Annotated in this window: 11 protein-coding genes; 6 read left to right on the top strand and 5 right to left on the bottom strand. The window is 45.1% G+C overall.

Annotation, left to right across the window (positions count from 1 at the left end; genetic code table 11):
- Window positions 1–189: 189 nt before the first annotated feature.
- The gene (locus L3V32_RS08515; protein WP_237284115.1) at window positions 190–1,113 is read right to left on the bottom strand and encodes a histone deacetylase; all 924 of its coding nucleotides are present in this window, start codon (window positions 1,111–1,113) and stop codon (window positions 190–192) included.
- A gap of 271 nt (window positions 1,114–1,384) precedes the next feature.
- On the opposite strand from L3V32_RS08515, the gene L3V32_RS08510 reads away from it, so the two are divergent.
- Both L3V32_RS08510 and L3V32_RS08505 read left to right on the top strand, forming a co-directional pair.
- Window positions 1,385–2,074 carry an SDR family oxidoreductase gene (locus tag L3V32_RS08510; protein ID WP_237284114.1) on the top strand — a complete coding sequence of 230 codons (690 nt, stop codon included), beginning with the start codon at window positions 1,385–1,387 and terminating at the stop codon, window positions 2,072–2,074.
- 183 nt (window positions 2,075–2,257) lie between these two features.
- A complete protein-coding gene (locus L3V32_RS08505) occupies window positions 2,258–2,464 on the top strand; it encodes a hypothetical protein (RefSeq protein ID WP_005380717.1) in 207 nt (68 codons plus the stop codon).
- Window positions 2,465–2,506: 42 nt separating this feature from the next.
- Here the strand turns inward: L3V32_RS08505 and L3V32_RS08500 are convergent, their stop codons facing one another.
- Together L3V32_RS08500 and L3V32_RS08495 are read right to left on the bottom strand one after the other, a co-directional pair.
- Complete coding sequence (locus L3V32_RS08500; protein WP_237284113.1) at window positions 2,507–4,474, bottom strand: DNA topoisomerase III; 1,968 nt, start codon at window positions 4,472–4,474, stop codon at window positions 2,507–2,509.
- Between the two features lie 104 nt (window positions 4,475–4,578).
- Window positions 4,579–5,127, bottom strand: a complete 549-nt coding sequence (locus tag L3V32_RS08495) for an NAD(P)H nitroreductase (protein ID WP_005396515.1) — start codon at window positions 5,125–5,127, stop codon at window positions 4,579–4,581.
- Window positions 5,128–5,300: 173 nt separating this feature from the next.
- Between L3V32_RS08495 and L3V32_RS08490 the strand changes: the two genes are divergently transcribed.
- The gene (locus L3V32_RS08490) at window positions 5,301–6,617 is read left to right on the top strand and encodes an MFS transporter (protein ID WP_237284112.1); all 1,317 of its coding nucleotides are present in this window, start codon (window positions 5,301–5,303) and stop codon (window positions 6,615–6,617) included.
- Window positions 6,618–6,677: 60 nt separating this feature from the next.
- Here L3V32_RS08490 and L3V32_RS08485 read toward each other — a convergent pair whose 3' ends face one another.
- Window positions 6,678–8,690: an NADPH-dependent 2,4-dienoyl-CoA reductase gene (locus L3V32_RS08485; RefSeq protein WP_171058478.1), complete on the bottom strand. Its 2,013-nt coding sequence runs from the start codon at window positions 8,688–8,690 to the stop codon at window positions 6,678–6,680.
- A 224-nt stretch (window positions 8,691–8,914) separates the two neighbouring features.
- On the opposite strand from L3V32_RS08485, the gene sppA reads away from it, so the two are divergent.
- Both sppA and ansA read left to right on the top strand, forming a co-directional pair.
- Window positions 8,915–10,765 (top strand): signal peptide peptidase SppA, encoded by a 1,851-nt coding sequence (gene sppA, locus L3V32_RS08480; protein ID WP_012841560.1) that lies wholly within the window; start codon window positions 8,915–8,917, stop codon window positions 10,763–10,765.
- Between the two features lie 164 nt (window positions 10,766–10,929).
- Entirely contained in the window at window positions 10,930–11,943 is a 1,014-nt protein-coding gene (gene ansA / locus L3V32_RS08475) for an asparaginase (RefSeq protein ID WP_237284111.1), read from the top strand.
- Window positions 11,944–12,048: 105 nt separating this feature from the next.
- Here ansA and L3V32_RS08470 read toward each other — a convergent pair whose 3' ends face one another.
- Window positions 12,049–12,333 (bottom strand): YeaC family protein, encoded by a 285-nt coding sequence (locus L3V32_RS08470; RefSeq protein WP_005380700.1) that lies wholly within the window; start codon window positions 12,331–12,333, stop codon window positions 12,049–12,051.
- A 101-nt stretch (window positions 12,334–12,434) separates the two neighbouring features.
- Between L3V32_RS08470 and L3V32_RS08465 the strand changes: the two genes are divergently transcribed.
- Window positions 12,435–13,256, top strand: a complete 822-nt coding sequence (locus L3V32_RS08465) for a DUF2989 domain-containing protein (protein ID WP_237284110.1) — start codon at window positions 12,435–12,437, stop codon at window positions 13,254–13,256.
- Window positions 13,257–13,344: the final 88 nt, after the last annotated feature.

The raw sequence follows: 13,344 nt of genomic DNA, 5'->3' as shown, positions 1-13,344 counted from the left end.
TTTAGAAAAAGCCCGCTAAGAAATTAGCGGGCTTTTTCGTATATCCAGATTTGAAAAGATTTGTACAAATCCCTCCTTGAATACAAGCCCAGCAATCGCCACATTCAAAAAGAGCACGCTTAGAAATTAACGACCTTTTCGTTTCAGTGTCCCGTTTTGAATCAGGTTGATACTTACGTCTAGTTGTATTTACTTACCAACAAAGACTTCTTTAGCGGCATTAATGAGCTGCAAATGAATTGGGACAAGGTCTGCATGATTCGTTCGATATCCACCTCCGACGACAGCTGCGACAGGGATACCTCGCGATTTCATTGTTTGCATTAAAAATCTATCACGTTCTAAAATCCCTTGCGTCGAAACATCAAAATATCCCAACTCATCGTCTTGATGTATATCAACACCAGCATCGTAGATAACCAAATCAGGACGATGAAGATTAAGCGCCATATCGACCACTTCCTTAAACGCCATTAAAAAATCCTCATCACCTGTTCCTCGCACCAAGGGCACATCTAGATCAGACTGAGGCTTTCTAGCCGGGAAGTTTTTGTCACAGTGGAAAGAAAGCGTGATGATATCTGGCTCATCGTGACACAAAGTTGCTGTTCCATCCCCATGGTGAACATCACTATCAATGATCAATACTTTATCGACATGCTCGACTTCGAGCGCTTGCCTGGCCGCGATCACTAAGTCATTAAATAAACAAAAACCACTGCCAAACTCTTTGTGTGCGTGGTGATACCCGCCACTCAAATGAATGGCCACACCATACTCAAGTGCTTTATTTGCGGTCAAAGCCGTGCCCGCTGCTGAAGTTAGCGTTCTGGTAATGAGAGACTCACTCCAAGGAAAACCTATTCGGCGCATTTTCGCAGCTGGCATATTTCCATTCACTAGCAAGTCGACGTATTCCTGATCATGAACACGTTTTACTTCCTCAACAGTTAATGCTTCTGGCTGGAAAAACTGCACGTGTTCTTTCCAGTTATCTTTCTCCATGTGTACCAATAGCGATTCATAGAGGTACTGGTACTTCATAATTGGGTAACGATGCCCCTCTGGCAACTCAAGTTGAGAATAAATCGGGTGGTAGATAAATGGCAGCATGAGAAATTCTTAATAACAATGGTAACGAAATAGTATCAACTTCAAGGGTTGAATAAAATGCAATTTAATTGATAATAATTTTCAATATCAATTAAATTTAATATACATATGAATTCTACTTTCTTTGCTATTCTCGGCGCACTGTTTGGCTCTCTTTGTGCTCTGTCCCTATTTTCATCTTTCGTTGTTGGTGCGTGGTGGCTGGTTGATTTTATTGCGCTTAGCTAACACAATGACTTTCAACTGAAATCAAAAAAATATAGGTGTTTGTATGAGTCAAACCGTCTTTATTACCGGAGCAAATCGCGGCATTGGCCTTAGCTTAACTGAGCTGTACCTGAAGCAAGGCCACCAAGTACATGCTACCAGTCGTTCCTTGGAGAACAGTTCAGAACTACAAACTCTAGCCTCACAATTCAGCAATCTGGTTTTGCACGAACTGGATGTCACTCACTACGAACAAGTCGCTAAGCTTGCCGATAAACTCCCTGCCATCGACTTACTCATCAATAATGCAGGATATTACGGCCCCAAGGGATATGGCTTTGGAGACACTGACGTAGAAGAATGGCGTAAAGTCTTCGAAGTAAACACCATTGCACCGTTAAAACTGGTTGAGCTCTGTTACCCTCGCTTACAACAAGGCACGATGAAAAAGATTGCTTGTATCTCATCAAAAGTGGGGAGCATGACGGAAAATACGTCCGGTGGCGGTTATATTTATCGTTCATCGAAAGCGGCGCTAAACTCGGTTGTTAAAAGCTTGAGCAATGATTTAACAACTGAAGGATTTACCGTTTTAGCGCTTCATCCTGGTTGGGTAAAAACGGCAATGGGCGGGCCAAATGCATTGATAGATACGCAAGCCTCCGCGCAGGGCCTAGCGAACGTGATAGAGCTGAGTACACCGCAACTTTCAGGTCGATTTATTAACTACGATGGTACTGAGCTACCTTGGTAGCGGCATTAAGAAACAACCATCAATAAACCAAATAACACCTAAGCTAGGCTTCATAATCGTGACTTGGTTGGCAAACATAATGTTCATCGGCGATCTACCAGCATAATTCGCGCAATCTAACTTGAATTTATCTATATCCAATCCAGACTTATGAAAAAGTAGAACAATTAAGGAGAAGGCACGATGGCAGCAGATAGGGATTTGGTTAATTTTAGCGAAGAGCACGAGCTAAACTACTGCTTGAGAAGTGCTGGTAAACGCCAAACTCAAGCGAATCGAGATACATTAGTTGACTTGGGCAACCAGGTGAAAGAGGTACTGGACAAACGCGTGTTAACTCAAGGTGAAGTAAGAGGCGCGATCCAAAACCACGGCGACCTGTTCGAGTAATCTATTTTCAAGTAAGTGCGGCTTAATTACGCCGCGCTTGTCTTAGGTCCGCTTACCTTTGGCTGCACCAGATTTAGTTGCGACACCACTCTTTGAATAACTACGCTTTTTACGTTTAAACGCAGGACGTTCCACCTTGGGTAGATGACGTAATGAATCAGGGATCGGCCCTGCTTTTACTTGTGCCATCAAGCCATCAATGCGTTGCTCTAGTGCTTGCATAAACGGCTGATATGCCTGATTTCTCTCTGCCATACCTTGTAACTGGTGCTCCCAATGAGCCGTCATATCTGGGTACGTTGAATCCTGTGGCAAGGCATGAATGAGACCTCTTCCCGCAGGAGAGCTGAGAATTGATTTACCTTGACGCGTGAGCAGTTGGCGTTTGAACAGCGTGTCCAAAATACCAGCGCGAGTCGCTTCCGTACCTAGCCCATCAGTATCGCGAAGGATTTTTTTCAGTTCTTTATCCGCAACGTAACGGGCGATCCCGGTCATCGCTTGCAACAGCGATGCTTCGGTAAAGTGCTTTGGTGGCTCGGTTTTTCGGTCTTTTATTTCCCCTTCACGACAAGTTAACACGGTGCCTTCTGGTAACGGTGGCACGGCATCAATACCTTCATCTTCCTTGTCAGTTTTGCCCATTAGCGCTTTCCAACCCGGTGAAACTAACTGACGACCTTTCGCGATAAACGTACCACCAGCGATATCGAAAACCAATTTCGCTTCTGCGTAAACCGCCGCCGGATAAAACTGCATGAGATACTGGCGCGCAATCAATTGATACACTTTCATCTCATTGCCCGAAAGCGCATTCACATTAGCTTGTTTTGGTGTAGGGATAATCGCATGGTGCGCATCCACTTTTTTATCGTTCCAGGCTTTGGACTTTAATGTTAAGTCTGCTCCCTGAACGGCACCTTGCAGCTCTTTTGCGTTATTCGCAATAGCTGTTGTCACCGTCCCTGCTTGTGAGTAGTGTTCCATCGGTAAATAGCGACAATCTGAACGCGGGTAAGTGATCAGCTTGTGCTTTTCATACAATGCCTGACAAGTATCTAGTACTTGTTGCGCACTCATACCATAGCGCTTCGCTGCATCGATCTGTAAAGCAGATAACGAATAAGGTAATGGTGCTGATTGCTTGGTTTGCTTTTGTTCCGACTCCGTCACTTTAGCGGGTTGATTTGCAATACGGTTTGCAACGTTTTCCACTAACTTACGGTTTAACACTCGCCCTTCTTCATCCTGCCAAGGCTTGCATGCCTCACTCGGCTTCCAACGAGCACGAATATCAAATGTACCATTGGCGTCTTGATACGGAATCAGAGCATGTAGGGTAAAATAGTCCTTCGGGACAAAGTTTTCGATTTCTTCATCACGACGCACCACTAAGCCAAGAACTGGCGTTTGCACTCGCCCTACCGAGAGAACACCTTGATACCCTGCTTTTTGACCAAGCAAGGTATAAGCACGAGACATGTTCATACCATACAGCCAATCAGCCCGAGAGCGGGCCAATGCAGAAACTGAAAGTGGGATAAACTCGCGATTACTGCGCATAGAACTGAGTGCGCGTTTAACCGCAGGTAAGTTCAAGTCGGAAATCAGCAAACGCTGTGTGGATTCCTTCTTGGTTTTAGATAACTTGCAATAGTCGAGAACTTCATCAACTAACAGCTGACCCTCTCGGTCTGGGTCTCCTGCATGAATGACTTCGTTAGCTTCTTTGAGCAATTTACGAATCACTGTTAATTGCTTACTTGCGCTTTTCCTCGGTCTGAGCTGCCATTGCTGCGGAACAATTGGTAAATCTGCCATATTCCACTTTTTATAACGCTCATCATAAGCGTCAGGTTCGACTTGTTCGAGCAAATGGCCGATACACCAAGTAACGATATCCCCGTTCCCACAGCGGATGAATCCTTGATCTTTCTTTTGAGGGTTTGGCAGTGCTGCGGCAATCGCACGGCCTAAGCTTGGTTTTTCAGCAATAAACAGACGAGACATAACGTTTTGGAAATAAATATAATTAGGGCCACATTAACGAATGTAGCCCTAATAAATCAAGAAAAACTGTATAAATAAACAGTCAAGTTTGTTTAAGTTTTCAGTTATAGAAATTCAACAAACTGAGAAAGGTCACGCTCAGGAACTTTCATCGGTGTGCAACCAGGCGTACCTAGGTACAAGAAACCAACAATCTCATCGTCACCTTCTAAACCAAACGCTTGATGAACTTCTGGATGGAACATCCACTTACCTGAGCGCCAAAACCCTTGAAAGCCTTGCGCTACCGCTGCCATCTGCATGGATTGTACGGCACATCCCGCAGATAAGTGTTGCTCTAGTGCAGGCACTTTTTCATGTTCCGTTACTTTAGCAATCACCGTGATCACCATTGGCGCACGAAATGGCGCATTTTTCACCTTTTCGACCACCGCTTCATCACTATTTTCAGCTTCTGCAGCTTTTACCAAGATATCTGACAGTTTTTTCAAACCATCGCCCTGTGCGATAACGAAACGCCAAGGGGTTAATCCCGCATGGTCAGGCGCACGAAGGCCTGCACGAATGATGTTCTCAAGCGCTTTACCTTCTGGTGCAGGCGCAGATAACTTCGCGATAGATCGGCGATTGAGCAAAAGATCGAGAGCGTCCATGAAAGAATCCTTATCGAATATCGTTGTTATTTTGTTTACGCCACTTTAGCACAATCTGTTCCTGCGAATAACAACCGGTTTTCTGTGGGCTTGATAACGTGCTTCACTTAACATCAAACTGGATTTAATGTTAATTTATTCGCGAAATGAATAAGTTGAACATAGGCAGGTTGATGAACAAGGACAAACAAAACAGCATTTACGAAAAGATCGTTAATGACGAAGATGCCCGTGCCTGTAAGGCGATTCCTGAATCAGCTTGTCATCAAGTTCCCGGCAACTTTCTTAAAATCATTCTCGCTCAGTTTTTAACGAAGGTCGGCGATGCGTTAATCAACCCTAAAGTCACGATGCCGTGGATACTACAAAGTCTCGGGGCACCGGTTTACTTAATTGGTTGGCTAGTTCCTATTCGTGAGTCAGGATCCCTTATCCCACAACTTAGCATCGCGCACTACATCCGACGCATCCCAGTAAGAAAATGGGTCTGGGTAATTGGCAGCATCTTGCAGGCTCTTTCCATATTTGCAATCGGAGTGGTCGCATTAACTCTGACAGGAGCTGCTGCGGGTTATGGTGTAATTGCATGTCTTGTGATCTTCAGCCTCTCACGCGGTTTAAATTCCGTCGCATCAAAAGATGTGTTGGGAAAAACCATCCCCAAAAACCAACGAGGTCAAGTCAACGGCTGGTCTTCAAGCGCTGCTGGCCTTGTTACGTTGCTTTTCGCTAGCCTTCTGGCACTAGCCTGGCTATGGGACGTAGAGCCGACGGAGCACTTTTACAGTCTGAGTTTAGGCTTAGCGGGCGCCATATGGCTTATTGCGGCATTAGTTTATGCACAAATTAATGAGTATGCAGGTGAGGTAGACGGTGGTCGAAATGGCGTCCTTGAGGCATTTAAACAACTCGCGTTACTTAAAACAGACGTGACCTTTCGTCGATTCGTTATCACGCGGACACTATTTTTATGTTCTGCGCTGAGTGCACCGTACTACGTTGTGCTGGCACAGCAATCTCTCGGTGGACAACTCTGGGTGCTAGCTCTCTTTATGTTTGCGAGTGGCTTGGCCTCCTTTGTGTCAGGTCCTTTCTGGGGAAGAATGTCCGATCGCTCTAGCCGCAGTGTGATGGTCATCGGCGCAACGATGAGCGCGCTACTTGGCGTTGTTTTATTTGTTTACGATACGTGGGTCACCGCTAGCCAAAGCTTCCTATTCGTGATTCCTCTGCTCTACTTTTGTGTGTGTATTGCCCACGACGGAATACGAGTCGGACGAAAAACCTACTTAGTTGATATCGCAGAAGGTGACAAACGGACGAGCTATGTAGCCGTGAGTAACACAGTGGTTGGGATAATGCTGCTTCTAATGAGTTCTCTTGGTGTTATGTCGAACTTCTTGAGCCTTTCAGCTGTGGTGTTAGTGTTCTCTTTTATTACTTTTGCTGGCGTGGTAATGGCCAAACAACTGCCAGATATTAGTGACTAGTTCTATACAAAAAAAGCTGCGCTCAAAGCGCAGCTTTTATGGTAAACACACATTAAAAGGCTAGAGTTTTACCGCCAATTTAACACCTTGACGAATCGCACGCACAGCATCAAGTTCACCCGCATGGTCAGCTCCGCCAATGATATGAATCTTCTCTCCAAGTTCAGACCATTTATCTTCAAATGGACGAACAGACTCTTGCCCCGCACAAATGACGACTTTGTCCGCGTTCAATAATTGTTCTTTTCCATCTACATGAATGTGCAAACCTTGAGCATCAATTTTATCGTAAGACACGCCACCGACTAAATGTACACCCCGTTTTTCAAGTGTACGTTTATGGATCCAACCTGTCGTTTTACCCGGACCTTTACCTACACGACCTTTACGACGCTGAAGCACCCAGACTTCTTTATCGCTGACCGCATCAGGGTAAGGGTATAAACCACCCGGTTGAGACATCTCTTTGTCTATTCCCCATTCATGCAACCAGTCATCCAACGTTTGTCCAACCGGCTCAGTGAGCATGGTCGCGACATCTACGCCAATACCACCAGCACCAACGATAGCCACTTTCTCACCGACTGGCGTTTTGTCTCGAATGAGAGTTTGATAGTCGACGACTTTTTCTGGGTTCTCAATTCCATCAATATTGACTTTGCGTGGCTCGACACCCGACGCCATCACGATCTCATCGTATTCTGTTAGTAGGTCATAATTCGCTTCCGTCGATAAGTGCAGATTCACGCCTGTTTCATCAATACGATTAGCGAAATATCTTATCGTCTCTCGAAACTCTTCCTTACCAGGGATCTGCATCGCGAGACGGAACTGACCACCGATGCGGTCGTTCTTTTCGAACAAATCAACCTTATGGCCACGTTCAGCCAGTGTAGTCGCACAAGCCAAGCCCGCAGGGCCTGCACCAACAACGGCAATGTTTTTCTTCTTAAAGGCTGGTTCAACAACAATTTCGGTTTCATAGCACGCTAGAGGGTTCACTAAGCAACTGGCGCGCTTACCTTTAAACACGTTATCTAGACACGCCTGATTACAGCCAATACACGTATTGATAAGCTGCGCTTTTTCCTGTTCGGCTTTAGCAACAAAGTAAGGATCAGCCAAGAATGGGCGCGCCATCGAAACCATATCGGCATGCCCAGAAGATAGAATACGTTCTGCTTCGTCTGGCGTATTTATTCGGTTACAAGTGATGATAGGAACCGAAACGTGAGGCTTAACTTTTTCCGTAACCCACGTAAACGCACCGCGTGGTACTTGAGTCGCAATGGTCGGAATTCGAGCCTCGTGCCAACCAATGCCAGTGTTAATAATCGTGACACCAGCCTCTTCAAGCGCTTTCGCCAATTCGATAACGTCTTCAAATGTGCTGCCCTGCTCGACAAGATCCAGCATAGAGAGACGGAAAATGATGATGAACTTGTCGCCCACCGCCTTACGAACCGCTTTGACAATTTCTAGCGGAAAACGCATACGTTTTTTGTAACTGCCACCCCATTCGTCGTAACGCATGTTCGTGCGCTTACATAAGAATTGGTTTATCAGGTAACCTTCCGAGCCCATTAACTCGACGCCATCATAACCAGCAAGCTGGGCTAACTCAGCGCTGTTCGCAAAGGCATCAATGGTTTTCTTAATCTGGCGGTCGCTCATTTCACTCGGAGCAAACTTTGCAATTGGCGCTTTAATGCCAGACGCACTTTGCGAGAATGGATGCATGGCATAACGCCCAGCATGAAGAATTTGTAGGGCAATTTTGCCACCGTGCTTGTGCACCGCTTCTGTCACAACTTTGTGGGCCTTGGCATGCTTTGGCTTGCTGAACTCAGCACTCAATGGGTGCAAACGACCGCGTAAGTTCGGAGAAAAACCTCCGGTTACAATCAGTCCAACACCGCCTTTCACGCGTTCTTCATAGAAAGCCGCGAGCTTCTGTAATCCTTCTTTGTGCTCTTCTAAGCCCGTGTGCATTGATCCCATCAGGACTCGGTTTCGTAATTGTGTAAAACCGAGATCCAGTGGCTTTAATAGGTTTGGGTACATGGCAGACATCACTTAACATCCATTGTTATTATCATGGTCTGACCAGATTAAGCCCGCTCAACCAAAAAATCAAACAAGCGTTTACATTTTTGTAACACCGATCAATCTCGCGTGAAAATATGCCAATTGTTGAGTGGTCGTGATAAGCTAAAAAAATGTTATCTTTTGAGATCTTAGAGATAAGAACCCATACTTTGTTAGACTCGGCGTAACTATCTCGTTATGGAGACAAGATGAAAAAACTCTTCAAATTTATTGGTTTGATATTTAAAGGGATATGGAAGAGCATCACCTTTATCAGACTCGCACTGGCAAACCTGATCTTCTTGCTGATGATTGCCGTTTTCTACTTTGCTTTTACTTATACCGGAGACGGTCAACCCGTCGTCGAAAAAGAGTCGGCATTGGTGATGAATCTTTCAGGTCCGATTGTCGAACAAAGACGCTATGTAAATCCAATGGACTCTTTTGCTGGTTCCCTTTTGGGCAATGAGTTACCGAAAGAAAACGTCCTTTTCGATATCGTTGATACTATTCGCTACGCGAAAGACGATCCTAAAGTGTCTGGATTAGTGCTAGCACTGCGAGACATGCCAGAAACAAATCTCACGAAATTACGTTACATCGCGAAAGCGTTGAACGAATTTAAAGCGTCAGGTAAACCAGTTTACGCTGTAGGTGATTTCTACAACCAAAGCCAATATTACTTGGCAAGTTACGCTGATAAAGTTTACCTGGCACCGGATGGCGGCGTATTGATTAAAGGTTACAGTGCCTATTCAATGTACTACAAAACGTTATTGGAAAAGCTTGATGTTTCTACTCATGTTTTTCGCGTAGGTACTTATAAATCCGCTATCGAACCGTTTATTCGTGATGACATGTCCGATGCGGCGAAAGAGTCTGCAACACGTTGGGTTACTCAATTGTGGAGTGCTTTTGTTGATGACGTAACGACAAACCGAAATATTGATGCGAAAGTGCTTAACCCAACCATGGATGAGCTGATTGACGAAATGAAGTCAGTGGACGGTGATCTTGCTCAGCTCGCGGTTAAACTGGGCTTGGTTGATGAACTCGCGACACGCCAAGACATTCGCACTCTATTTGCAAAGCAGTTTGGTAGTGACGGCAAAGACAGCTACAACGCGATTGGTTACTACGACTACCTTGCAACGATTCGCCCTGATTACACACTACCTCAGCACGATATCGCCGTTGTTCTAGCCAGTGGCGCGATTATGGATGGTCAACAACCTCGTGGTACTGTCGGTGGTGATACCGTCGCAAGCTTGTTGCGTCAAGCACGCAATGATGAAAAGGTGAAAGCGGTCGTGTTGCGAGTAGATAGCCCTGGGGGTAGTGCCTTTGCCTCTGAAGTGATTCGCAACGAAGTAGAAGCACTAAAACAAGCAGGCAAGCCAGTTGTTGTATCCATGTCGAGTTTGGCTGCCTCTGGTGGTTATTGGATTTCAATGAGCGCAGACAAGATCGTTGCTCAGCCAACAACCCTGACGGGTTCCATTGGTATCTTTAGCGTCATCACCACGTTTGAAAAAGGCTTTAGTAAGTTAGGCATTAATACTGATGGCGTTGGCACATCGCCGTTCTCTGGTGACGGTATTACCACTGGCCTTTCTGACGGCGCATCTCAAGTGTTCCAATTAGGTATCGAGCACGGTTACAAGCGCTTTATTTCTCTAGTTGGCGAGAATCGCGATATGTCTCTAGAGGAAGTCGACAACGTCGCTCAAGGTAGAGTTTGGACAGGACAAGACGCCCTATCCTTTGGTCTTGTTGACCAAATGGGTGACTTTGACGATGCTGTAGAGCTAGCGGCGAAACTGGCGAACGTGACCGATTACGGCATTTACTGGGTAGAAGAACCGCTTTCTCCCACTGAACTATTTTTACAAGAGTTCATGAAACAGGTGAAAGTCTCTCTAGGTATTGATGCAACCAGCTTGCTACCAAAAAGTCTTCAACCCGTAGCTCAACAGTTCGAACAAGACGCAAGCTTGCTACAAAGCTTTAACGATCCTAAAGGTCAATACGCATTTTGTTTGAACTGCCAAGTGCAGTAGCTTTTTCATTAATATTACAAAGGGTATCTCTACTTGAGGTGCCCTTTTTATTACGCTCAACATCTCCTCAGATGACTTTCTGATGCTGTGCGCATAGCCTCGCATCTCAAGGTTATTTAGGTATATAATCCCCGCCTCTGTTCCCCTACATGAAAGAAAAAACGATGACTAGAAAACACATCTACATCGCTTACACCGGTGGCACCATCGGAATGCAAAAATCGGATCACGGCTATGTGCCTGTTGCTGGCTTTATGGAAAAGCAACTAGTAAGCATGCCAGAGTTTCACCGTCCTGAAATGCCGGATTACACTATCCACGAATACGATCCTCTGATTGACTCATCAGATATGACGCCTGCCGACTGGCAGCAGATTGCGGATGATATTCGTGACAACTATGACAAATACGATGGTTTCGTCATCCTACATGGTACTGACACCATGGCATACACAGCATCTGCATTGTCTTTCATGCTTGAAAACCTTGGCAAGCCAGTGATTGTTACGGGTTCACAGATCCCTCTTGCAGAGCTGCGTTCTGACGGTCAAGCAAACCTATTGAATGCTCTGCATATTGCCGCAAACTACCCGATCAACGAAGTGACTTTGTTCTTCAATAATCAGTTGATGCGTGGTAACCGCAGCACAAAATCTCATGCTGACGGTTTTAATGCCTTTACTTCACCAAACCTTCCTCCACTACTGGAAGCTGGGATCAATATTCAAGTAAGTAACAGCGTAACCGTTGGTGCACAACCAGAAGGTGAATTTAAGGTTCACAACATTACACCACAGCCAATCGGCGTGATCACTATGTATCCTGGTATATCACATGAAGTTATTCGTAATACGCTTCGTCAGCCTGTAAATGCGATGATTCTGTTGACTTTTGGTGTGGGCAACGCGCCTCAAAACCCTGAGCTACTGGGTCACCTTAAAGAAGCCTCTGAGCGCGGCGTTATTGTCGTGAACCTAACTCAATGTTTGGCAGGCAAAGTGAATATGGGCGGCTACGCCACGGGTTGTGCACTGGCAGACTCTGGAGTTATCAGCGGCTTTGACATGACGCCAGAAGCGGCACTAGCAAAACTGCATTACCTTCTAAGCCAAAACCTTTCTTACGAAGAAGTGAAAGAGAGAATGCAGCAAGTACTGCGTGGTGAGATGAGCCTGTAAATTCAAGCTTACTACGATCTAAAAAGCCCAATAGAGATTGGGCTTTTTTCTTTTAAAGTCAAAGTAGTAGCGGTAAAGGGAACCCTATAAAAATCAAAGGTTCACTTAATCAATGTTCGGATTGACACGAACAATGTCGCTCTCTTCTCCGCTAAATTGTTTTTTAAGTTCTTGCTTCGATTTAAAGCTGATTTCACCACCTGCCGCAACCGTCATATGCTGCGCATCAGTATTATGTTTTGATTGATACAACATCACAGCTTGCATACACGAATCTCGCTGCTCTTTAGAAAGTGTTGTACCCTCAGGCCATCTTCCCGTTTCTACTGCATAGACTAAGCGATCATAAACTTCTGGAGTCATCGCTTGTAATAGTTGTTCTGCGTCCATAATGCACCTTCTTATTACATTCTATTTACAGAACATAACGGGTTAAGAAACTGAGTCAAGAATACGAAAATGAATTGGTGTAACGGATCACAAGCAAAGCAATGAAAAGAACACACTGGTTACTTCTCGGCCTCACAAGTCTCGCACTAACGGGCTGTTTCGAAGGTAACGTGACAACCGAAGAGTTGTGCCAAAAAACACCAGAGCTGCGCTGCGAACAGCTCAATATGGATGACGGGCAATGTCGAGTTCCCAGAACAAATTTAGTATGGCATCGGTTTGAGCAATTGAAAAAACCATCAGAAGCCAACCAAATCATCGAATACGGTCTGGTCGCTGAATATAGAAAATGCTTAGAACTCGCCTCTCAGATCACACCTATTGATCAAAGTGCTCTCAAGAGACAGCGTTTTAACGCTTTGGTACACAGTATTGATGAGCTAGAACGCATCGTAAACGAGTTAAAAGGCTCAGAAGACCCGGCTACTTTGTATTTTTTGTGGTCTCAAACGGGTGACATCCAAGCTCGTCGCGCATTTTTACAAATGGAAGGCTCACCCAAGTTAAATACTGCTGAGATGCAATATGCATTAGCTACTTTCTATACTAATCGAGATGCCAAGAAAACGTTAATACTGCTGAATAAAGCGTTGTCTTTATCGGATGAAGACAACCTTAATCCGATCATTCTCAAATCAATGGCAAGCATTCATCAAGGGCTTGGAGAAAAAGAGCGCGCGTATCTGTGGGCAATGGTTGCAAAAAGATTCGACGTCCCGCTTGCTGATGAAAAGCAGCTCAAGCGTATGTTTAATTTTAGTCATGCAGAGCAATATCAGCAGCTAGATGAATTAGCTGAATCGGTGGCAAAAGCCATAGAGAGAGGAAACTACTCTCCAGCAATGATACCCAAAGAGATATAAACGAAAAAACTCCCGCAATTGGCGGGAGTTTTTCTTTGGGTCAAACTACACTCTGTTTTCTACTTACAACAAATCGTATTGAAAGGAT

Origin of the sequence: Vibrio sp. J2-4 (genome assembly GCF_021728155.1) — a bacterium.
GTDB lineage: Bacteria > Pseudomonadota > Gammaproteobacteria > Enterobacterales > Vibrionaceae > Vibrio > Vibrio diabolicus.
Note: the sequence above shows the minus strand (reverse complement) of the source record. Positions and strands in the feature narration are given on the sequence as shown.

What these genes read in the sequence shown, in the direction of transcription:
- L3V32_RS08515 (WP_237284115.1), bottom strand. Translation starts at nt 1,113, where the DNA reads ATGCTGCCATTTATCTACCACCCGATTTATTCTCAACTTGAGTTGCCA.
- L3V32_RS08510 (WP_237284114.1), top strand. Translation starts at nt 1,385, where the DNA reads ATGAGTCAAACCGTCTTTATTACCGGAGCAAATCGCGGCATTGGCCTT.
- L3V32_RS08505 (WP_005380717.1), top strand. Translation starts at nt 2,258, where the DNA reads ATGGCAGCAGATAGGGATTTGGTTAATTTTAGCGAAGAGCACGAGCTA.
- L3V32_RS08500 (WP_237284113.1), bottom strand. Translation starts at nt 4,474, where the DNA reads ATGTCTCGTCTGTTTATTGCTGAAAAACCAAGCTTAGGCCGTGCGATT.
- L3V32_RS08495 (WP_005396515.1), bottom strand. Translation starts at nt 5,127, where the DNA reads ATGGACGCTCTCGATCTTTTGCTCAATCGCCGATCTATCGCGAAGTTA.
- L3V32_RS08490 (WP_237284112.1), top strand. Translation starts at nt 5,301, where the DNA reads ATGAACAAGGACAAACAAAACAGCATTTACGAAAAGATCGTTAATGAC.
- L3V32_RS08485 (WP_171058478.1), bottom strand. Translation starts at nt 8,690, where the DNA reads ATGTCTGCCATGTACCCAAACCTATTAAAGCCACTGGATCTCGGTTTT.
- sppA (WP_012841560.1), top strand. Translation starts at nt 8,915, where the DNA reads ATGAAAAAACTCTTCAAATTTATTGGTTTGATATTTAAAGGGATATGG.
- ansA (WP_237284111.1), top strand. Translation starts at nt 10,930, where the DNA reads ATGACTAGAAAACACATCTACATCGCTTACACCGGTGGCACCATCGGA.
- L3V32_RS08470 (WP_005380700.1), bottom strand. Translation starts at nt 12,333, where the DNA reads ATGGACGCAGAACAACTATTACAAGCGATGACTCCAGAAGTTTATGAT.
- L3V32_RS08465 (WP_237284110.1), top strand. Translation starts at nt 12,435, where the DNA reads ATGAAAAGAACACACTGGTTACTTCTCGGCCTCACAAGTCTCGCACTA.